At 60.5% G+C, this 19,841-nt stretch carries 20 protein-coding genes; 12 read left to right on the forward strand and 8 right to left on the reverse strand.

Annotation, left to right across the window (positions count from 1 at the left end; translation table 11 throughout):
• From IZU87_RS12210 to IZU87_RS12220, 3 genes are all read left to right on the forward strand, one after another.
• Positions 1–254: hypothetical protein (locus IZU87_RS12210; protein ID WP_213114723.1), on the forward strand; the 254-nt coding region annotated here is incomplete at its 5' end.
• Between the two features lie 118 nt (positions 255–372).
• Positions 373–1,266 carry a LysR family transcriptional regulator gene (locus tag IZU87_RS12215; protein ID WP_213114680.1) on the forward strand — a complete coding sequence of 298 codons (894 nt, stop codon included), beginning with the start codon at positions 373–375 and terminating at the stop codon, positions 1,264–1,266.
• A gap of 407 nt (positions 1,267–1,673) precedes the next feature.
• Positions 1,674–2,375 carry an HD-GYP domain-containing protein gene (locus tag IZU87_RS12220; protein ID WP_213114681.1) on the forward strand — a complete coding sequence of 234 codons (702 nt, stop codon included), beginning with the start codon at positions 1,674–1,676 and terminating at the stop codon, positions 2,373–2,375.
• Between the two features lie 107 nt (positions 2,376–2,482).
• Here IZU87_RS12220 and IZU87_RS12225 read toward each other — a convergent pair whose 3' ends face one another.
• Both IZU87_RS12225 and putP read right to left on the reverse strand, forming a co-directional pair.
• Complete coding sequence (locus IZU87_RS12225; protein WP_213114682.1) at positions 2,483–3,352, reverse strand: urea carboxylase-associated family protein; 870 nt, start codon at positions 3,350–3,352, stop codon at positions 2,483–2,485.
• 163 nt (positions 3,353–3,515) lie between these two features.
• The gene (gene putP / locus IZU87_RS12230) at positions 3,516–5,000 is read right to left on the reverse strand and encodes a sodium/proline symporter PutP (RefSeq protein WP_213114683.1); all 1,485 of its coding nucleotides are present in this window, start codon (positions 4,998–5,000) and stop codon (positions 3,516–3,518) included.
• Positions 5,001–5,328: 328 nt separating this feature from the next.
• Here putP and IZU87_RS12235 point away from each other — a divergent pair, with 328 nt between their 5' ends.
• The gene (locus IZU87_RS12235) at positions 5,329–6,261 is read left to right on the forward strand and encodes a LysR substrate-binding domain-containing protein (RefSeq protein ID WP_213114684.1); all 933 of its coding nucleotides are present in this window, start codon (positions 5,329–5,331) and stop codon (positions 6,259–6,261) included.
• 146 nt (positions 6,262–6,407) lie between these two features.
• Here IZU87_RS12235 and IZU87_RS12240 read toward each other — a convergent pair whose 3' ends face one another.
• The 4 genes from IZU87_RS12240 to IZU87_RS12255 form a co-directional block, all read right to left on the reverse strand.
• Entirely contained in the window at positions 6,408–7,721 is a 1,314-nt protein-coding gene (locus tag IZU87_RS12240) for an arsenic transporter (RefSeq protein WP_213114685.1), read from the reverse strand.
• Positions 7,722–7,782: 61 nt separating this feature from the next.
• Positions 7,783–8,505: an arsenical resistance protein ArsH gene (arsH, locus tag IZU87_RS12245; protein ID WP_463080432.1), complete on the reverse strand. Its 723-nt coding sequence runs from the start codon at positions 8,503–8,505 to the stop codon at positions 7,783–7,785.
• Positions 8,506–8,598: 93 nt separating this feature from the next.
• Complete coding sequence (gene arsC / locus IZU87_RS12250; protein WP_213114686.1) at positions 8,599–9,030, reverse strand: arsenate reductase (glutaredoxin); 432 nt, start codon at positions 9,028–9,030, stop codon at positions 8,599–8,601.
• Positions 9,023–9,427, reverse strand: a complete 405-nt coding sequence (locus IZU87_RS12255; protein ID WP_213114687.1) for an ArsR/SmtB family transcription factor — start codon at positions 9,425–9,427, stop codon at positions 9,023–9,025. The genes arsC and IZU87_RS12255 overlap by 8 nt, the downstream gene beginning before the upstream one ends.
• Positions 9,428–9,603: 176 nt before the next feature.
• Here IZU87_RS12255 and IZU87_RS12260 point away from each other — a divergent pair, with 176 nt between their 5' ends.
• Complete coding sequence (locus tag IZU87_RS12260) at positions 9,604–9,987, forward strand: hypothetical protein (RefSeq protein WP_043332759.1); 384 nt, start codon at positions 9,604–9,606, stop codon at positions 9,985–9,987.
• Between the two features lie 61 nt (positions 9,988–10,048).
• Positions 10,049–11,137 carry an NAD-dependent epimerase/dehydratase family protein gene (locus tag IZU87_RS12265; RefSeq protein WP_213114688.1) on the forward strand — a complete coding sequence of 363 codons (1,089 nt, stop codon included), beginning with the start codon at positions 10,049–10,051 and terminating at the stop codon, positions 11,135–11,137.
• Positions 11,138–11,215: 78 nt separating this feature from the next.
• On the opposite strand, the gene IZU87_RS12270 is transcribed toward IZU87_RS12265, so the two are convergent.
• Positions 11,216–11,428, reverse strand: a complete 213-nt coding sequence (locus IZU87_RS12270; RefSeq protein WP_052384432.1) for a DUF3820 family protein — start codon at positions 11,426–11,428, stop codon at positions 11,216–11,218.
• A 136-nt stretch (positions 11,429–11,564) separates the two neighbouring features.
• Here IZU87_RS12270 and IZU87_RS12275 point away from each other — a divergent pair, with 136 nt between their 5' ends.
• Entirely contained in the window at positions 11,565–13,031 is a 1,467-nt protein-coding gene (locus IZU87_RS12275) for an aldehyde dehydrogenase family protein (RefSeq protein ID WP_213114689.1), read from the forward strand.
• A gap of 242 nt (positions 13,032–13,273) precedes the next feature.
• Here IZU87_RS12275 and IZU87_RS12280 read toward each other — a convergent pair whose 3' ends face one another.
• On the reverse strand, positions 13,274–14,080 hold the full coding sequence (locus IZU87_RS12280; protein ID WP_213114690.1) for a sulfite exporter TauE/SafE family protein: 807 nt from the start codon (positions 14,078–14,080) through the stop codon (positions 13,274–13,276).
• A gap of 306 nt (positions 14,081–14,386) precedes the next feature.
• On the opposite strand from IZU87_RS12280, the gene IZU87_RS12285 reads away from it, so the two are divergent.
• The 5 genes from IZU87_RS12285 (at position 14,387) to IZU87_RS12305 (ending at position 19,773) form a co-directional block, all read left to right on the forward strand.
• A complete protein-coding gene (locus tag IZU87_RS12285; protein WP_131431957.1) occupies positions 14,387–15,061 on the forward strand; it encodes a response regulator in 675 nt (224 codons plus the stop codon).
• Positions 15,039–16,373 carry an ATP-binding protein gene (locus IZU87_RS12290; protein WP_249330580.1) on the forward strand — a complete coding sequence of 445 codons (1,335 nt, stop codon included), beginning with the start codon at positions 15,039–15,041 and terminating at the stop codon, positions 16,371–16,373. Before IZU87_RS12285 ends, IZU87_RS12290 begins: the two co-directional genes overlap by 23 nt.
• An 84-nt stretch (positions 16,374–16,457) precedes the next feature.
• On the forward strand, positions 16,458–18,362 hold the full coding sequence (locus IZU87_RS12295) for a copper resistance system multicopper oxidase (RefSeq protein WP_213114691.1): 1,905 nt from the start codon (positions 16,458–16,460) through the stop codon (positions 18,360–18,362).
• A 9-nt stretch (positions 18,363–18,371) separates the two neighbouring features.
• Positions 18,372–19,154, forward strand: a complete 783-nt coding sequence (locus IZU87_RS12300) for a copper resistance protein B (RefSeq protein ID WP_213114692.1) — start codon at positions 18,372–18,374, stop codon at positions 19,152–19,154.
• 208 nt (positions 19,155–19,362) lie between these two features.
• Positions 19,363–19,773 (forward strand): hypothetical protein, encoded by a 411-nt coding sequence (locus tag IZU87_RS12305; protein ID WP_213114693.1) that lies wholly within the window; start codon positions 19,363–19,365, stop codon positions 19,771–19,773.
• The last annotated feature ends 68 nt before the right edge of the window (positions 19,774–19,841 follow it).

Consider the following 19,841-nt stretch of genomic DNA (forward strand, 5'->3'; position numbering starts at 1 on the left):
GACATGGCACCGTCGTTCGTTTTACCGGAACGACGCGAACGGTCTTATCCTCGATCGGTCAGGCGCCGGCCGCAGAAGTATCCGGCCAAGAAAAATGCCAGTCAGTGTTAACTGACTGGCATTACGCTCATCAGCGCCCCTTTTTGTATGCGTTATCTAACGCCAAGGATCTTCACGCGTCATTTGTCGTCTTGAAGACCTTGTGCCAGCAGACGTCAATGCGGCTGGTAGACTGCTGGCATGATGCTCCGTGACTGACTGTCTTCGATCCCGTGTCTTCAATTACGTGTCTTCGGTCGAGTATCTTCGATTGAGTGTCTTGGCGTGCCTGCCTCTGTGTTCCCTCTCGACATCACACCTCTGGAGAGCCCCATGCTCGAGTCGCTTCCTCTGGCCGATATTCGTGCCTTCGTCATGACGGCGGATCATGGCAGCTTCACCCGCGCCGCCGAGCAGTTGGGCGTGTCGCGGTCGCAGGTCTCCAAACAGGTGACTGCGCTTGAACAGGCACTTGGCGTGTCGCTGATGCAGCGCTCGACACGCTCGTTGCGACTCACCGAGAGCGGCCATCTGCTGCATGCCCAGTGTCGCAGTGCGTTGGGCGACATCACCCAGATCGTGACGCTGGTACGTGAGGAGCGCAACGCCATGCGCGGGAGGCTGCGCATCAACAGCGTCGGCGGGCCGATCGGCGAGCGGCTGCTGGCACCCGCCGTGCACGCCTTCATGCAGACCTGGCCGCAAGTGCAGGTGGAGCTGGATTTCAGCAGTCATCGCGTGAACCTGATTCGTGATGATTTCGATATCGCCCTGCGCATGGGCGCCCTCGAGGATGCCGACTTCATCGCGCGTCCGCTGATGACATTGCCCTACGTGGTGGTGGCCAGCCCCGACTATCTCGCTCGCCATGGCGCCCCGAATACGCCCGGCGAGCTGGTGGATCACCGCTGCCTGGTCGGCTCGGTCTCGCGCTGGTCCTTCACTGCACGCGGGGCAGAGCCTCGCGAGTTGCAGGTGGACGTCGGTGGCCAGCTTGAGTGCCGCAACGGGCATGTGCTGGTCAGTGGTGCCATCGCCGGCAACGGCATCATTCGCGTGCCCAGGCTCTACTGTGAATCAGCCATCGCGCGAGGGGAGCTGCAGGAGTTGCTGAGTGACTGGCAGCCGGCGGATGTGCCGTTGTCATTGATCTATCATCGTGAGCGCCATCGCCCGCTGCGCACGGTGCGCTTGATCGAGCATCTGCTGGAATGGTTCGCGAGATAATATGCGCGCGTCTCTGAGCGCGGTATGCGTCATGCTGCAATACGGATGAGGCAAGGATTTGATGAAGGAAACATTGAGGTGCATCATTATTATCGCCTAATATTCACCAAGTACCTTTTATCACGTGCTTTCTATCACGTGCTTTCTATCAAGTGCTGTCTATCAAGTGCTGTCTATCAAGTCCTTTTTAGCAAGCCCTTTTTAGCAAGTGCAGGGTCTTGGAAGAGCTGGTCTTCAAAACGGATATGAAGGCCCGAGCTTGCGAGACGAATGTGAAACATAAATCTAAAAAAGAACGAGAAATAGGCGCTCGTCACTCTGGGCTGATGCGACCCTATCTGGTGCATCGATCATGAGCCCCCTGATGACTCGCGACTCTTTATAGGCAGATTGAACAGGGAGGCTCCATGGAAGATGCCCTGCGCGCGATGCGTTTCGCGCATGCCGGTGATGCCCCCTTGCCGGATTACCTCTTCATGCCGCCCCCCGGGGCGAAGACGCTCGAACCCGGAGTTCTGGCCCTGGCGCGCCTCCTTCATCGTCATCATGGCGATACTCTGGCGCATTCCTGGCGGGTGGCGGGGCTGACGGTATTTCTCTACGCAAGGCTGTTGGGGCCCGGTCAGCGCAAGGTGCCACTGCATGACTTGCATAGCGCGGCCTTGCTGCATGATATCGGCAAGGTCGGGATCTCGACGGAGCTTCTGAATGCCCCGCGTGCGCTCAGTGATGAGGAGCGTGTCACTATGCGCGATCATGCCAGTCATGGCGGACGCCTGTTGTTTACGCTGCGCGGCCCCCTGAGAGCGCTGGCCAGCCTGGTGGCGATTACCCACCACGAGGGCTGGAATGGCCAAGGGTATCCTGCCGGGTCCGCCGGGGGTGCCTTGCCACTGCATTGTCAGGTGGCCGCGATGATGGATGTCTTCGATGCCCTGGCCTCGCCGCGCGCCTACAAGCCGGGTTGGTCGTTGAAGCGTCTGGTCGGATTGTTCAGCGAGGAATCCGGCAAGCAGTTTGATCCTCGCCTGATTGCCCGCATGGCGCCGCTCTGGACATCGCTGCACGCCGAACATCGCCGTTTGTATGAGCAGACCCGCCAAGGGTGAGACGGCGATGTCCGTACATGAAAGGCAAAGCCCCCTGTCGAGAGTCTCGGCAGGGGGCTTTGTTGCATCAGTACCCGATAAAGACGATCAGCGTTTCAAAATCCGCATCAGCAGCAGCGTTCACGCTTGATGGCGGCCCAGTCGGTTGCGGGGTGCTGGCGGCCGTGGTTACCGGCGTAAGCCGCGACCTTGGGCGACTCCCAGCCTGCGAGTACATCGCCTTCCAGTCGATAGATCTCGACACCGAGCGGGTTGCAGGTCTCGAGCGGGTCTCGCGCATCAGGGCCCCACAGGTCCACTGACAGATCGCCGCCCGGGCAGCAGGACATCGCGCACAGCAGGTCCGTCTCGGCGAAGAACTCCAGGTAATCGCCCTTGCGTGCCGGGCAGGCCTTCATGAAGTACTTATCTTCATTGTTGAGGCCGGTGCATTGGAAGATGTTGAGCACATCATGGATATCGAATTCGGTCAGGCCCCAGGGCTCCACCGCGCGCACCAGGTTGGAGTGGCAGTGGTGATCGAAGTCCTCGCCGGTCAGCAGGCGATTGACGTAGGGGTCGCAGCGCGTGCCCAGCAGGTCATGCACGCGACCGCCTTCTGCATCGACGCCATAGTCGGCGAGGGTGTCATCGATGATGGTCGCCATCGGGCGCAGGTAGGGCAGTGTGGACCACAGGCGATCATAGGTGCTGACATGTGCGCGCTGCAGCTGGCGGGTGCGAGACGCCCACATGCGCTCACGCGGGTTGTGCAGGTTCCACATGTTGAAATCGCCGACCTGTGAACCCTCGGTGATCTTGATGCGCAGCACGTGGCCCGCCGGCACTTCCCACGCCAGGCCATCGCGCAGCGGCACGGTATGGGTCGCGACCAGGGTGCGCTCGGCCTTGCCTTCGGTGAGGCTGTCGTAGAAGTCGCGATCGACGTCCAGAATCGAACCCTTGCTGGCTTGATAGGCGGCAGGTACATCACTCATGACAGGACTCCTCGTAAATCGAAATTGGATCTGATGACCAGGCCGGACTGCCTGGAATTCGCTGCCCGGCTGGGGGCTTTCGTGCACTGCCGGCAAGTGTGATGGCCGGCAGTGGCGGTATCTGCAGGGCACAGGGGGAGGTTCTCGGTCCCCCTGCGCGGGGTCAGGCCTGTTCGCGGCGCCAGTGCTTCATCAGACGGTCGAAGCAGGCGCTGGCGGCAGGTTCTGCGTTCATGCGGCTGACGAGGACGATGGCGATCAGGGCGAACAGGAAGCCGGGTACGACCTCGAACATGTCGAATATCTCCAGCGGGCCGCCGCTCAGCGGCTTCCAGATCGCGACGGTGAGGGCACCGACCAGCAGGCCGGCGATGGCGCCATTGCGGGTCATGCCACGCCAGAACAGTGACAGCAGGATGACGGGACCGAAGGCGGCGCCGAAGCCACCCCAGGCGTAGGACACCAGGCCAAGGATGCTGCTGTCACGCTCGCTGCCCATCACGGTGGCCAGCAGAGCGATGCCGATCACGCTGGCACGGCTCAGCCAGACCAGCTCCTTCTGCGTCGCCTTGGGGCGAATCAGGCCACGGTAGATGTCTTCGGCGATGGCGCTGGAGCAGACCAGCAGCTGGGAATCGACGGTGCTCATGATCGCGGCCAGGACGCCGGCCAGAATGAAGCCTGCCACCCAGGGGTTGAGCATGATCTGGCTCAGGGAGATGAAGACACGCTCGCTGTCAGTGAGACCGCCACCCAGCTCACCGCCGAACCAGTAGTAACCCAGCACGCCCACTGATACCGCAGCCGCCATGGTGATGGCGGACCACAGCAGGGCGATACGCCGCGACACCTTGATATCTTCACGCTTGCGCACGGCCATGAAACGCACCACGACGTGTGGCTGGCCACAGTAGCCGATCGCCCAGCCGGCCAGCGACAGCATGCCCAGGAAGGTCACGCCTTCCATCAGGCCACCGATGGGGGCGACATCCTGCGCCGCTGCCGAGGCGGCTGCGCCATCGCCGAACAGCGCCACTGCCGTCATGGCAGCCACGGCACACAGCGAGGCGGCCATCATCAGGCCCTGGATGAGGTCGGTCCACGAAGCGGCGAGGAAGCCACCGAGGAAGGTATAGCCGACGATGACCAGCGCGCCCAACCACAGTGCGACGCGGTAATCGATATCGAAGAGACCTTCGAACAGCACGGCACCACCGACCAGACCCGCCGAAACATAGAAGGTGAAGAACACCAGCATGACCACGGAAGACAGGGTACGCAGCACGCGTGAGCGGTCTTCGAAACGCGCTTCCAGATAATCCGGCACCGTCAGCGCATTGCCGGCCGCTTCGGTGAACACGCGCAGTCGCTCGGCGACCAGGGTCCAGTTCAGGTAGACGCCGACCAGGGTCCAGACCGCGATCCAGGCTTGCGAGAGGCCACCACTGAAGATGGCGCCGGGCAGGCCCATCAGAGCCCAGCCGCTGAGATCGGAAGCGCCGGCACTCAAGGCCGCGACGCTTGGCGGCAAGCCGCGTCCCCCGAGTATGTAATCCGACAGATTGTGGGTGATGCGATAGAAGTAGATGCCGATGCCCAGCATCAGCAGCAGATAGAGCCCGAACGACAGCAGGACAGGTAAGTTCATCCTAGGAGACCTCATGGTGACGCCGAGGCGTCTTGTTATTGTTCACCAGTGGTGTCGTGTTGCAGCAGGCTTGCGCGGAACAAGCAGCGGGGAGCTGGCAATATCACTGACACCTTCACCTTAGCCATGAGGTGGATTGCAGAAAACTGACCATTTTTCGTTTAACCTATGACTTCATGTCATGGATTGCCGTCACATGCTGATTGACGCCTTTCTTCCATCAGGGCGCTCAGCTCAGCGCTCAGCTCAGCGCGCAGCACAGCGCTTGGCACAGGCACTCGGCACCCGGTTTCTGGCCCCCGGCCAGGCCAGTCATCAAGGACATCCCATGCGACCCAGTCTGTCATCGCTCAATGCCTTCGAGGTCGTGTCACGCCTGGGGAGCATCACCGCGGCTGCGGATGAGCTCAACATCACCCAGTCGGCGGTGAGTCACCAGATCCGCCGCCTGGAGGCCACGCTGGAGGTCAGTCTGCTGGAGCGGGCTGGACGCGGCGTGGTGCTGTCACACGCCGGACGCCGACTGGCCGATGGCCTGCAGGCCGGCTTTGCCAGAATCGAGCAGTCGGTGGCCGAATTCGAGGTCGACCCACAAGGCGTGCATCAGCGGCGTCAGCTGCGCGTCAGCTGTCTTCCCTCGGTGGCGGTGCGCTGGCTGATCCCGCGGCTCAACAGCTTTCGCGAGCAATGCCCCGATATCGCGGTCAGCCTGCAATATGCCGGCATCAGTGCGCGGGGGCTGCTGCCGGAGGTCGATGTGATGATCACCTGGCAGGACGAACTCCCGGACAAGTCGTCACAGGCGTTCCGCTTGTTCTCGGGGGCCACTCAGCCGGTGGCCAGTCCGCTGTATCTGGAGCATCACCGCCGCCCGACCCAGCCGGCGGATCTGTTGAAGCTGGAGCTGATCCACGATCAGTCGCGCCAGCCCTGGCATGACTGGTTCAACAATTGCGGGCTGTATCCCTCCCAGCTCGACAAGGGCGATCTCTATCAGGACTTCAGTCTGCTGAGTGCTGCGGTGGTCGCGGGGCAGGGGGTCGCGCTGTGTCCGCCACGCCTGATCCGCAAGGAGCTTGAGGACGGCACCCTGGAATGCCTGTTCGAGATGGCCGCCAATCCCCAGCGTGCCTACTGGCTGTTCCATCATCCGCAGCCCGCCAGGCACGTGCAGCAATTCTGCGACTGGATGCGCGCGGAGATCGCCGCCGAGGGTGAAGCGGCCGACAGTGGAGTCATCGTCAGCCGCCGCCAGCTCTGACGGCGGACATCTCGCTGCCAGTCAATGGCGCACACAACGCAAAAGCCCCGCCGGGATGCGGCGGGGCTTTCTTGTGCAAGTGCTCATGTCATGACGGCATGGGTCGGGATCTGAGCCATGGCCCTTGGCCAGGAGATGGCGGGCCGTCAGCCGTTGAGTACGCCCAGCCAGGCCCACAGGCCGAGCAGGGTGGCGATCAGCACCGGCGGCGTCAGCACCAGGCCGACCTTCATGTACTGCCCCCAGCTGATGTGATGGCCTTTCTGATCGAGCACATGCAGCCACAGCAGTGTGGCGAGGCTGCCGATCGGGGTGAACTTGGGCCCCAGATCATTGCCGATCACGTTGGCGTAGACCATCAGCTCACGCGTCGCGTCATTGACCTGCTGCGCGGTGAGGTGGTCGATGGCCAGCGCGCCGATCAGCGTGGCAGGCATGTTGTTCATCACCGAGGCGGTGACGGCGGCCAGCACGCCGGTGCCGAGGGTGGCGACCAGCTCGCCCTGACTGGCAAGCCAGGCGAGGATGTCGCTGGCGTGATCGGTCAGGCCGGCATTGCCCAGCCCGTAGACCACCAGATACATGCCCACCGAGAACAGCACGATCTGCCACGGCGCCCCGCGCAGCACCGGGCCGAGTTCTATCACGGCATCACCGCTGCCCAGCCAGCGCCCGGCGATGGCCAGCAGAATCAGCGCGGCGCTGCCGGTGACGACGGCGAGCGGAATGCCCAGCGGCGCGGTCACGAAGTAGGACACCAGCAGCACCCCCAGCAGCGGGAAGGCCGCGCGGAATACCTGGCGGTCCTTGATGGCGCTTGACGGTGCCTCGAGCTTCTCCAGCGCGTAGTGCGAGGGCAGCTCCTTGCGGAACATCAGCCACAGCACGATCAGCGTGGCGGCCAGCGCGATCAGATCGACCGGCACCATCACGGCGGCGTAATGCGTGAAGGAGATGTCGAAGTAGTTGGCGCTGACGATGTTGACCAGATTCGAGATCACCAGCGGCAGGCTGGTGGAGTCGGCCACGAAGCCGGTGGCGATGATGAAGGCCAGCGAGGCCGCCGCCGAGAATTCCAGGCGCACCAGAATCGCGATCACGATCGGCGTCAGCAGCAGGGCGGCGCCATCATTGGCGAAGAAGGCCGCGATCACCGCGCCCAGCAGCACGATGAGCGGGAACAGCTTGCGTCCGTTGCCGCCGCCCCAGCGCGCGACATGCAGTGCGGCCCAGCTGAAGAAGCCCGCCTCATCGAGGATCAGCGAGATGATGATCAGCGCCACGAAGGTGAAGGTGGCGTCCCAGACGATATCCCAGACCACCAGCACATCCGGCAGATTGACCACGCCACAGGCCAGCGCGACCACGGCGCCGCCTAGGGCGCTGGTGCCGATGCCCAGCCCACGTGGCTGCCAGATCACCAGTGCCAGCGTGATGGCGAAGATTGCCAAGGCAAGCATGACGTCTCCTTGTCGAGGGTGAAGAGTAAGTGAGAAGCCGCGTGTGCGACCGCGGATTGCGTCAGATCGTGCTCTGATTGACGCGTCGGGAGACCTCTTCGGCGCTCTCGACACGCTCCGAGTAGCGCTCGGTCAGATAGGCGCTGCGGTCGCGGTTCATCCAGGTGAACTTCATCAGCTCTTCACAGACATCGACGATGCGCAGATAAAGAGGTGACATGCGCATGCGGCCATGCTCGTCGAATTCATTGAAGGCCTTGGGCACGGATGACTGGTTGGGGATGGTCAGCATGCGCATCCAGCGGCCCAGAATGCGCAGCTGGTTGACGCTGTTGAAGCTCTGGCTGCCGCCACTGACCTGCAGGATGGCCAGCGTCTTGCCCTGGGTGGGGCGCACGCCGCCCAGTGACAGGGGGATCCAGTCGATCTGCGCCTTCATGATCGATGTCATCGCGCCGTGGCGCTCCGGGCTCGCCCACAGCATGCCCTCGGACCACTGGGCCAGCTCGAGCAGCTCCTGCACCTTGGGATGGTCGGCCTCGCAGTCATCCGGCAATGGCAGGCCGGCCGGCGAGTAAAGGCGCACCTCGGCACCGAAGGCACGCAGCAGGCGCGCCGCTTCCTCGGCGGCGAAGCGTGAGAAGGAACGCTCACGCAGGGAGCCGTACAGCACCAGAATGCGCGGCGCGTGACGCGGGGCATCCGGCCCGACCAGGCGATCGATCTCCAGCGGTCGCCAGTGTTCAGCATCGATATTGGGCAGGTCGGCCAGTGCCGCTTTCATCTCATCGGACATGATTTTATCGGGCATGAGTTCATTGGTCATGGTGTCGCCTGTCGGCAGGTGAGACGTGTCGGAAGTGTGTGCGTTCATGATTCAGGTCCTGGGGGCGTGAACGACGTCGCCGTCTTCCTTGGTGTATTGCGCGACCGGGTTGTCCAGCAGCTCCAGTACCGCCTCCGACGGGCGGCACAGACGCGTGGCCTGCGGCGTGACCACAATGGGGCGATTGATCAGGATCGGGTGGGCCATCATGGCGTCGATCAACGCCGCATCGCTCAAGGCCGGGTCATCCAGATTGAGCTCGTCATAGGGCGTGCCCTTGCGGCGCAGCAGCGGGCGCGGGCCGCCCCCCATGGCGGCAATCAGGGATTCCAGCGTCTCGCGCGTCGGCGGCGTGACCAGATACTCGATCACCTCCGGTGTCTCGCCGGAGGCCTTGAGCATGGCCAGCACATTGCGTGACGTACCGCAGGCCGGGTTGTGATACATCGTGATCTTGCCGGAAGTACGGACGGAATCAGTCATCGTTGCGAGGCTCCTGAGAAGCACAGGGGGTAGAAGAGGCGCTGCAGTCGGGCACGGTGAGTGAGGCCAGCAGTGGGTCGCAGACCACCGAGGAGCCCGCGCAGCAGTCACGTACCAGAAACTGCACGGTGGCGAGCATGTGCTCGAGGTTGGCGCGGTAGATCAGCGAACGGCCTTCGCGCTGGGAGTGGATCAGCCCCGCGCGGCTCAATACCCCCAGATGGGTCGAGAGCGTGTTGTGCGGCACCTCGAGAAGGCGTGCGATCTCGCCGGCGGGCAGGCCCTGTGGCTCATGGCGGACCAGCAGCCGAAACGTGTCCAGACGCGTGGCCTGGGACAGCGCCGCGAAGGTGTCCAGCGTGGCCTGCGGGTCGGGCAGGCTGTCGGAGTCATTCATCTTATCTGTCCATATGTCGAGACTTGTCGAAATGACGATGGTGCGATGATAGATCAGCGTGTCGCGAATGGGAAGATGTACGAGACGATGCCGGGGCGTGCATTCCGGTCAGGCATTTGCCCGGCAGTATTGGTAGCATGTGCGCCATTGATTACCGGACAAGGGAAGATGGCACGATGATGATGGTATTGCAGATTCTGGGCGGCTTCGTGCTGACAGCAGGGGTACTGCTGGCGGCAGTGCCGGAGCTGGTCAATCGCTTCAAGGGGCCGAACGACACGCCGCAGACCGTACCGAAGGAGACCGGCGCGGCGATCTCGCGGCGCATTCGTTGGGGCTGGGTCATCGCGGTGGGGTATCTGTTGATGTATCCGCCGATCGGCCTGGGTGTGTTGCCGGTGCTGGTGACGCTCGCGGTGGCAGGTATCGCCGGCATCATGACGGCCCGTCTGATGGGGCTGATGCTGGATGGCATCGAGATGCGCCATCTGTTCCGCTTCGCCGCCGAGTCGCTGATTCTGGGCGGCCTGTGGACCTGGTTCGTCAAGCTGTCTGCCTGACGCCATTGCCGCGCACACTGTGCCGTCAGATCGCCAATTACTGCATTCCGGGAGTCCGTCCATGCCGATCAATGCGTCTACGCAAGCCTTGTTGGCAGGGCTGGAGCGATCGCGCCCGGTACTGGTGACCGGCGCGACCGGCTATGTGGCGGGGCAGCTGATTCGTCGCTTGCTGGAAGAAGGACTGACGGTGCATGCCGCCGTGCGCGATCCCGGCAATAGCGAGCGTCTGACGGCGCTCATGGCGCTGGGCGAGCGCTTGCCGGGGGAGCTACGTGTCTTCGCCAGTGATCTGCTCAAACAGGGTTCCTACGCTCAGGCGATGGCAGGCTGTGGGGTGGTCTTTCATACTGCCTCGCCCTTCGTGGTCAGTGTCCTGGACCCCGAGCGCGACTTGGTGCGTCCGGCAGTGGAGGGCACGCGCAATGTGCTGGAAGAGGCCAATCGTCAGACCAGTGTCGAACGGGTGGTGCTGACCAGCAGCTGTGCCGCCATCTACAGCGACAATGCCGATGCGCTGGATACCCCGCGCGGCTGTTTTGACGAGAGTGTCTGGAACACCACGGCATCGCTTGAGCATCAGGCCTATTCCCATTCCAAGACGCTGGCGGAACAGACCGCCTGGCAGATCGCCGAGCAGCAGTCGCGCTGGCGGCTGGTGGTGATCAACCCCTCGCTGGTGCTCGGCCCCGCGATCAGCGATGACACGCGCGGCGAATCCTTCAGCCTGATGACGCAGCTATGTGATGGCACGCTCAGGATAGGCGCGCCGGATTACGGCATGGGCGTGGTGGATGTGCGGGATGTGGCCGAGGCGCATCTGGCGGCAGGATTTCTGCCCACGGCCAATGGGCGTCACCTGGTCGCCGGGCATTCCTCAAGCTTCATTGAGTTGGGGCGGGCCTTGCGCCGTCACGCCGGCCCGCAGTACGCGATTCCCGCTCGCCAGCTGCCCAAATGGCTGGTGTGGCTGGCGGGTCCGCTGGCCAACAAGGCCGTGACCCGCAAGGTCGTCGCGCGCAACGTGGGCCATCCCTTCGTCTTCGACAATACCCGCAGCCGCGAGCAGCTGGGCCTGATCTATCGGCCCCTCGAGACGACGCTGCACGACATGTTCGATCAACTGGAGGCCAGCGGGCGCCTGTCGTGATTCCCACTCGCTGACTTGTCCGCGACGCTGCGCAAGCCGCAGTCCCTCTTTAACTCAGCCCCTCTATATTTCACTCCCTCAGCGCCGCCGCAGCGGCTCCAGCAGCGCATTCAACCCGTTGTGATCAATCTCGTGCATCAGCGCGAGCAGGCGACCGATCTCGCCCTGCGGAAACCCCTTGCGCGCAAACCAGCCTAGATAATCCCCAGGCAGGTCGGCAATCAGGCGTCCGGCATACTTGCCATAGGGCATCTGGCGGGTCGTCAGTTTCTGCAGGTCTTCAGGGCTCATCCTTTGACTCTCATTCGGTTTCGGTAGGGGGGATGCTCTCAGTTGGCGGTGCCATTCTGGCATAGCTGAGTTGCGGTGGTTGGGTTTTGCCACACTATCGCCATGTCTCCTATAACCCCATAGCACGGAGAGACTCATGCCTCGCGATTACCAGAACCTGGAGCAGCTACCTCTCGCCGGTGAATGGCGTGCCGGACGAGCCGGCAAGACGCTTGAGGTGTTGGACCCCTTCGATCAGAGCGCGCTGCTCTCGATTTCCATGGCCAACGCCGAGGATCTCGACGCCAGCTATCGCAAGGCGCGCGATGTTCACCCTGACTGGGCCCAGACGCCGGCAAGCGAGCGCGCGGGCGTGATGCACAAGGTGGTGGAGCTGATGGATGAGCGACGCGAAGAGCTGCTCGGCTGGTTGATTCGTGAGTCCGGCAGTACTCGCATCAAGGCGCAGGCGGAACTGGCCGCGGCTCGCGCGATCACGCTGGAATCTGCCGCGATGGCCAACCGCGTGGCCGGGATGGCGATGGAGGCTCAGGTGCCGGGCAAGGAGAGCCGTGTCTTTCGCAAGCCGCTGGGTGTCATCGGCATCATCAGCCCGTGGAATTTCCCGCTGCATTTGACCCAGCGTTCCCTGGCACCGGCATTGGCGCTTGGCAACAGCGTCGTCATCAAGCCGGCGAGTGACACGCCGCTGACCGGTGGCCTGCTGCTGGCCCGATTGTTCGAGGAGGCGGGCCTGCCTGCCGGCGTCTTGAGCGTGGTGGTCGGTTCCGGCAGCGAGATCGGCGATGCCTTCGTGGATCACGAAGTGCCGCGGCTGATCTCCTTCACCGGTTCTACCCAGGTAGGCAAGGGCATCGGCAAGCGCGCCGTCGGTGGTGATCATCTCAAGCATGTTGCCCTGGAGCTGGGCGGTAACAGCCCCTTCGTGGTGCTGGATGATGCGGATATCGAGCAGGCGGTGGACGCCGCTCTGGTCGGCAAGTTCCTCCATCAGGGGCAGATCTGCATGGCCATCAACCGCATCATCGTCGATGAGTCGGTCCATGACGCCTTTGTCGATCGCTTCGTGGCGCGTGCCCGCTCACTCAAGGTCGGCGACCCCGCACAGGACGATACCGTCATCGGGCCGATCATCAATGCCAAACAGCGTGATGGTCTGCTCGAGATGATCGAGACGGCCAAGGGCGAGGGCGCCAGGGTGATGCTTGAGGGCGAGACGCAGGGTCAGCTGCTGCCGCCCCATGTGTTCACCGAGGTCACCAATGACATGAGTCTGGCGCGCAACGAGATCTTCGGGCCGCTGGTCGGCATCCAGAAGGCCCGTGACGAAGCGCATGCGCTGGAGCTTGCCAATGGCACCGAATATGGCCTTTCGGCTTCCGTCTTCACCGCGGATATCGCACGCGGCGAGCGCTTCGCGCGCCAGGTCGAGGTTGGCATGGTGCACGTCAATGACATGCCGGTGAATGATGATCCTCGCGCACCCTTCGGTGGTGAGAAGAACTCCGGCCTTGGGCGCTTCAATGGCGACTGGGTGCTTGAGGAATTCACCACCGACCAGTGGGTCAGCCTGCAGGTCGAGCCCCGCCAGTACCCGTTCTGATCTCTCTGATCTGTAGTTGACGCATGACAAGCGGCGCCCCGCTCAGCCTGATGCCTGAGCGGGGCGCTTTTGATGGTAGGTAATGTTGACGCGTCATGATGGGCGGAACAGGCAACAAGGCCAGCTGAGTGTGATACCCAGGGCATCCCTGTCGAGAGGACAGGGACACAAACTGTGATCATCTGCGCGATCGCCAGATGAGCCGTGCGTGAGAAGCGGATCAGGGCGTGGCTGACGGCGGATCAATGACTGATCAGAGAAGCGCTACCCAGCCAGGCAAGCCTGAGCGCCAGCAATGACAGCGCCCATTTGAACAGGCCATCGAAGTGTCGGTTGGAGACGCGATCCAGAAAGCGCAGTCCGAGGCGGGTGCCGATCAGGCCCGCGCCGATCATCAGCACGATCAGGGGCAACCACTCCTGGAAGACGAAGCCGGCCATACCGAAGATGAACGCCTTGGTGAGGTGTTGCGCGACCATGCAGGCCGCGAAGGTCGCCACCTTGGTGTGACGCGCGCCGCCGCCTTGCTTGATGAAGCTTGCGACCAGTGGGCCGCTGGCACCGATCAGACTTGAAAGAAAGGTGGTGATGGCACCGGCGATCAAGGTGCCCGTGCGGCTCAAAGCTCGCTTGGGTAGTGCCGGCCCCCAGCAGGTGAACAGCACGAACAGCGCGATGGAAAGCTCCAGCACCCCTTCAGGCAAGCGGATCAATACCCAGGCCGCGACCAGCGCACCCAGCGCCACACCGGGCAGAAAGGCCAGCAGACGGCGCATGTCGATATGGCGCCACGTCATCGCCATGCGCCCGCCGTTGGAGCCCAGCTGCACCATGCCATGCACCGGAATCAGGGCAGCGGCAGGCATCAACTGCGCCATGAACATGATCAGCAGGGTGCCGCCGCCAACCCCGACGGCAGCGGACATGGCTGACGTCAGCAGGGCAAGCAACAACAACGCGCAGACGATAGGCAACGAGAGTGGGAAATACTGCGCGAGGCCCTCAAGCAGGCTTGCGAGGTAGGGAAAATCGGCGGGACTGGCGAGCATTGCGGGCATCCTGTGGAGATAGCCAATAAAGATGGATAGGGGGTCAGGCAGCCGACATGACGCATGACCTGCCTGACAGGCGTGCAAGGCTACCGTGACCAAGAGGCGCTATCCAGCCAAGCGTACGTGGCTGAATAGCACATGGGAGATTCGAGCGGCTTCGCGTGGTGGAGAGATTGCATGTTGCTGTCTTTTCAGCCAGTGATCAGCTTTCCCCCATAGGATGGTGAGGCTTACCATGACATGTTGGTTTAGCCATATGCTGTGGTGTTCGGTGGGTGTTTTGTGGATCAGGAGAAAGCTGGCATGAAGCTGTTGTTGCTTGAAGATGATGACCTGCTGGCGGAAAGCCTGGCCGAGCTGCTTGAGGACAATGGCTATCGACTGGATGTCTCCTCCAATTTGAATGATGCGCAAGCCTTCATGGCAACCGAGCAGTACGCACTGGCCATTCTGGATCTGGGACTACCGGACGGCTCCGGGTTGGATTTGCTCAAGCGCTGGCGTCAAGGTCAGGTGGATATTCCGATACTGATTCTCACGGCCCGTGACACGTGGGAAGACAAGGTCGTCGGTTTGCGCAGCGGGGCAGATGATTACCTTACCAAGCCATTTCATGAAGCAGAGTTGCTGGCACGTCTTCATGCGCTACTTCGGCGTCGCCAAGGGGCAAGTCATGGGTATCTTCAGGTGAGCGGAATTCAGCTGGATGAAGAGGCGCAGCGTGTGTGCTGCGATGGAGAGCAGTGGGCGAGCTTGACGGCCACCGAATTCCGCCTGTTGCGCTACCTCATGCATCATCCAGACAGAGTGCACTCCAAGGCACAGTTGCTGGATCAGCTATATGCTCTGGAGCAGGACGCCGCAGCGCCCAATCTGGTAGAAGTCTATATCGCTCGCCTTCGCCGCCGCCTGGGCAAGGACTTGATACAGACCCGCCGCGGACAGGGGTATCTGCTTGTTTCACATCGATCGTCGTAGCCTTCGTTTTCGCCTGCTGACCCGCCTGGGAGGAGCATCTCTCGCGGTGGTGCTGTTTGCCTGGTATCTGCATGGCTTCTTTCTCCACGAGCTGGCGAAGGACTTTCTTGGCGAGCGTCTCAAGGATGAGGCATGGCATATCGTCACCTTGCTCAAGAAGGATGAGCGACCTGTTGCCCAGCTCATGGCAGCGGCCCGAGAGGAGTCTCTGAGCTTTCATCATTTCTATGTGTTGCGAGTCGGGGAGAAGGTCAGTACTTCGCTGCCTGCCTTGCCGACGCAGATGCTCCCTTTGCTTGAGGGCAAGGGGGATGCGTTGTTCATGCATCAGTTTCAGCAACAGCCACTGTTGGTCTATCGGCACGTCTTCGATATCCGCGGGGACGCCGTGCAATTGCTGATTGCCGAGAATTTCTCGCCAGTGGAGCAGGGCTTGACCCGAGTTCACTGGTGGATCGCCGCCAGCGCCATCCTGTTGTGGGGAATTCTGATCTCACTCAATCTGCTGGCGGTAAGGCGGGGGCTCAGGCCGTTGAGTGTCCTGCGTCATCAATTGAGTGAACTCCAGTCCGGGCGCCGAAAGCGGATAGTGCTTGAGGCCCCTTCCGAGCTTGATGCGCTGGTATCACAGCTCAATACCCTGCTGGATGAGTTTGATCATCGGTTGTCTCGTTCACGAGAGTCTGTGGCGAATCTGTCCCATGCGCTCAAGACACCTCTGACAGCACTGACACAAGTGCTGCGTGGCAAGCGACCGATCAATGAGGTACGTCGTGGCAAGATGCTCCAACGTGTAGAGACGATTCATTCCCAGCTGGAGACAGAACTCAGGCGAGCCCGCATTGCTGGCCCACGCGCCGGTCAGACAGCACGCCCGGTTGAAGAGGCCCAGCGCTTGATCGAGATGTTCCAGGGGATCTATCCGCAGCGTACCTTCTTGCTGGAGTGTCTGGGCGTATCTAATGATCATGCGGATAGCTGGGTGAATGTCGAGACACAGGATTTCACCGAAATGCTCGGCATATTGCTGGATAATGCGGGCAAGTGGTCTGTCAATCAGGTGCAATGCCGATTGACGATAGAGAGTGACCAGATCGTGCTCTGCGTCGAGGATGATGGTCCGGGGGTGCCGCAGGCACAGTTGGCCCATCTTGGCGAGCGTGGGTGGCGGCAGGACGAAACTCACCCGGGGTATGGGCTGGGACTCTCCATTCTTGCCCATCTCGTCAAGCATTACGCTGGTTGCGTGAGCTACTCAACAGGAGCCGCAGGGGGATTGAGAGCCGAGGTGCATCTGCCCACACGCAAATAGGCACTCCATTCAGGTTCGTTTCAGCTTGCCGTGGTTTCATCCATGTCATGACTCTTCATTCATGACTCGGGAGCAGCAACGGCCATGGCACCAAAACCGTCTGAATTTTCTGTATCACGTCGTCAGTTGCTCAAGGGAGGTTCTGCCCTGGGGCTGGGCGCAATGGTGTCAGGCGTGGCACCCGCCTGGGCCAACCCCTGGGGGCGCACATCAGGTTACTCCCAAGGGGTTGAGCATGGGCCCGAGATCTCTCTTGTCATTCGACGTGAAGACATCGACATTGCCGGGCAATTCGCTCGTCCCATCAGCATCAATGGCAGTAGTCCCGGGCCCATGGTGCGCTTGAAGGAGGGGCAGGATGCTGTCATCAAGGTGACAAACCTGCTCGATGAGCCAACCTCCATTCACTGGCATGGCATCATACTTCCCCCGGAAATGGACGGCGTGCCGGGTATCAGTTTCGCTGGGATCGCACCGGGCGAAACCTTTACCTATCGGTTCCCTGTCACTCAGAGCGGTACCTACTGGTATCACAGTCATTCAGGCCTCCAGGAGCAGGAAGGCCACGCAGGTCCATTGATCATCGACTCCGCAACCCCCGAAGCCTTCACCTATGATCGTGAGCATGTCCTGCTGCTGACTGACTGGACATTCGAAGACCCCAAGTCCGTATTTCGCAATCTCAAGACCATGGAAGGCTACTATAACTACCAGGAGCGCACCGTCGCTGATTTCTTTGCGGATGTACGACGGGGTGGTTGGGTGGACACGATCGAGTCGCGCAGCATGTGGGCAGAAATGCGCATGAGCTCACGGGATATCGCCGATGTCACCGGCAGTACCTATACGTATCTTCTCAATGGTCATTCACCAGAAGAAAACTGGAGCGCGCTATTCAAGCGTGGAGAAACAGTGCGTCTACGTGTCGTCAATGGCTCGGCAATGAGCTACTTCGATTTACGTATTCCCGGCTTGAAGATGACCGTGGTAGCGGCAGATGGACAGCCAGTGCAACCGGTAGAAGTGGATGAGTTCCGTATTGCCGTGGCGGAAGCCTACGATGTACTGGTGACACCGGAAGATGATAAGGCCTACACCATCTTCGCCGAAGCCATGGACCGCAGTGGCTACGCGCGAGCCACGTTGGCACCCCGCCCTGGAATGGAGGCGCCCATACCTGAACGACGGCAGATCGCTGATCGCGGGATGGAGGCCATGGGCGCTCATGCTGGAATGGATCATTCGAAGATGACAGGCATGGACCACTCGCAGATGGCGGGCATGGACCATTCGCAGATGGCGGGCATGGACCATTCGCAGATGGCAGGCATGGACCATTCTCAGATGGCAGGCATGGACCATTCGAAGATGGCAGGCATGGACCATTCGAAGATGGCAGGCATGGACCATTCGAAGATGGCAGGCATGGACCATTCGAAGATGGCAGGCATGGACCATTCGAAGATGACTGGCCTGCAAGCCGATGCAGCCCAGGGCGGCATGCTGATGGCGGGTGCTGCTCAGCAAGGGGCTCGTTATGACCAGGCAGGAATCGGTCTGGACCAGTCGCTGCGTCGTGTACTGGTCTATCAGGATCTCAAGGCCTATTCACCATGGCCGGACAGACGTGGGCCCATGCGCGAGATGGAGTTGCATCTGACCGGCAATATGGAACGTTATATGTGGTCCTTCGATGGCAAGAAGTTCAGTGAAGTCAATGGCCCTATTCATTTTCATAAAGATGAGCGCCTCCGTCTCATCTTGATCAATGACACCATGATGGAGCATCCCATTCATTTACATGGGATGTGGATGGAGCTCGAGAATGGCCACGGTGACCTGATCCCTCGCAAGCACACCTTGAATGTCAAACCCGGTGAGCGCGTCTCAGCGTTGATCACCGCCGATGCAGAAGGTAGCTGGGCTTTCCATTGTCATCTTCTGTACCACATGGATGCAGGTATGTTCCGTGTCGTAAAGGTTTCCTGAGGAGTCATCATGTCAATCAGTCAGCATTCATTTCGTCTTGCCTGCGTGACGGTATGTCTATTCTCCAGTGCTGGTGCCTCCCAGGCATTTGCCCAGGATGGATATGATGCCCCGGCGTCATGGCCATCGCCCATGGCCGAACATCTCCAGTGGAGCGCAGTTTTCGATCGCCTGGAATATAGCCTTCCGGATAAGGGAGAGGACTCCCTGGTGTGGGATTTTCAGGCCTGGTATGGCGGAGATACCCACCGCGTCTATCTCAAGTCAGAAGGGGAGAATGTCCAAGGCGATGGTGAAGAAGCCGAGTTTGAATCCCTTGAGCTTCTCTACAGTCGCCTGGTTGCCGATTTCTGGGAGTTCCAGATCGGAGCTGGCTATCAGGGTGGTGTGTTCAACGATGATCATGATGAAGGCGTGTATGGGGTGTTCGGCTTTCAGGGGATCGCCCCTTACCGGATCGAGACGGATGCCGCAGTGCAGTACCGAGAGGAAGGTATCGTGACTGCCAGCCTGGAGCTTGAACATGATGTGCGCCTGACCCAGCGCTGGTATCTACAGCCACGTAGTGAAATGGTGTTCGCTGCCAATGAGTCCAGGCAGCAAGGGATTGGGACGGGCCTCAATTCAGTACGAATCGGCTTGCGTGCACGCTATGAGATAACTCGACGGGTAGCGCCTTACGTCGGCATGTACTGGCAGAGAGAGTATGGCGAAACCGCTGATATGCAGCGTGAAGAAGGTGAGGATGTGGAGGATACGGCTGTCGTGGTCGGTGTGCGCATGATGTTCTAGAGGAGTCAGGATGGCAGTGACATTTTTCAATTGAATAGCGGTGGTGTAGTTGCGTGATCATGTTTTACATGAATATGCAGAATGGCCTTTTGATTGGGAGACTATGTCTTATGGTTTTGTACAATGTGATGATAATCTATTCCATTTTCAGGATGTTTTCAGGTTGTGTTGCCATGATGATAACTGAACCCATAAAGAGATGATTTTCATGAAAACATCAACGCTGTTACTTGCTGCTGCCATGACTTTTTTTACCGCTGTGACGCAGGCCAATGATGAGCATAGCCGTCTTCCGACTCTTTCGGCTGGAGTTTCAGAAACATATGGACTTGTGGCTGGAAAGCCATTGCGTTTCCAAATAGCCGTTGAACATGATGCAGTTCTAAAGATCAGCAGTCGACATTTTGCATCTGATTCGAGTAAGAACAACCTGATGACTGCTGTGCTACGAGACCCACAAGGAAATGTCGTCGCGACAGCCTCTGATGATAATGGGCATTTTTCACTGGAGCAGGATGTCCAAGAAGGCTATTACCAATTGGAGGTCTCAGGCAATTCAATAAGTGGTTCGGCTCACGAAAATGAGCGTAGCTATTCTCTAAATGTTGCTTTTGAATAAGAGATGGTTATGGCGAAAGATGATCAATGATAGGTTTAATGTAAATTGCTGAGCGATATTTTAAAATT

Source organism: Cobetia sp. MC34, from assembly GCF_018340035.1.
Classification (GTDB): domain Bacteria; phylum Pseudomonadota; class Gammaproteobacteria; order Pseudomonadales; family Halomonadaceae; genus Cobetia; species Cobetia amphilecti.

Bases quoted from the DNA above. Each gene is read 5' to 3' on its own strand.
- IZU87_RS12215 (WP_213114680.1), top strand. From the start codon at position 373: ATGCTCGAGTCGCTTCCTCTGGCCGATATTCGTGCCTTCGTCATGACG.
- IZU87_RS12220 (WP_213114681.1), top strand. From the start codon at position 1,674: ATGGAAGATGCCCTGCGCGCGATGCGTTTCGCGCATGCCGGTGATGCC.
- IZU87_RS12225 (WP_213114682.1), bottom strand. From the start codon at position 3,352: ATGAGTGATGTACCTGCCGCCTATCAAGCCAGCAAGGGTTCGATTCTG.
- putP (WP_213114683.1), bottom strand. From the start codon at position 5,000: ATGAACTTACCTGTCCTGCTGTCGTTCGGGCTCTATCTGCTGCTGATG.
- IZU87_RS12235 (WP_213114684.1), top strand. From the start codon at position 5,329: ATGCGACCCAGTCTGTCATCGCTCAATGCCTTCGAGGTCGTGTCACGC.
- IZU87_RS12240 (WP_213114685.1), bottom strand. From the start codon at position 7,721: ATGCTTGCCTTGGCAATCTTCGCCATCACGCTGGCACTGGTGATCTGG.
- arsH (WP_463080432.1), bottom strand. From the start codon at position 8,505: ATGAAAGCGGCACTGGCCGACCTGCCCAATATCGATGCTGAACACTGG.
- arsC (WP_213114686.1), bottom strand. From the start codon at position 9,030: ATGACTGATTCCGTCCGTACTTCCGGCAAGATCACGATGTATCACAAC.
- IZU87_RS12255 (WP_213114687.1), bottom strand. From the start codon at position 9,427: ATGAATGACTCCGACAGCCTGCCCGACCCGCAGGCCACGCTGGACACC.
- IZU87_RS12260 (WP_043332759.1), top strand. From the start codon at position 9,604: ATGATGATGGTATTGCAGATTCTGGGCGGCTTCGTGCTGACAGCAGGG.
- IZU87_RS12265 (WP_213114688.1), top strand. From the start codon at position 10,049: ATGCCGATCAATGCGTCTACGCAAGCCTTGTTGGCAGGGCTGGAGCGA.
- IZU87_RS12270 (WP_052384432.1), bottom strand. From the start codon at position 11,428: ATGAGCCCTGAAGACCTGCAGAAACTGACGACCCGCCAGATGCCCTAT.
- IZU87_RS12275 (WP_213114689.1), top strand. From the start codon at position 11,565: ATGCCTCGCGATTACCAGAACCTGGAGCAGCTACCTCTCGCCGGTGAA.
- IZU87_RS12280 (WP_213114690.1), bottom strand. From the start codon at position 14,080: ATGCTCGCCAGTCCCGCCGATTTTCCCTACCTCGCAAGCCTGCTTGAG.
- IZU87_RS12285 (WP_131431957.1), top strand. From the start codon at position 14,387: ATGAAGCTGTTGTTGCTTGAAGATGATGACCTGCTGGCGGAAAGCCTG.
- IZU87_RS12295 (WP_213114691.1), top strand. From the start codon at position 16,458: ATGGCACCAAAACCGTCTGAATTTTCTGTATCACGTCGTCAGTTGCTC.
- IZU87_RS12300 (WP_213114692.1), top strand. From the start codon at position 18,372: ATGTCAATCAGTCAGCATTCATTTCGTCTTGCCTGCGTGACGGTATGT.
- IZU87_RS12305 (WP_213114693.1), top strand. From the start codon at position 19,363: ATGAAAACATCAACGCTGTTACTTGCTGCTGCCATGACTTTTTTTACC.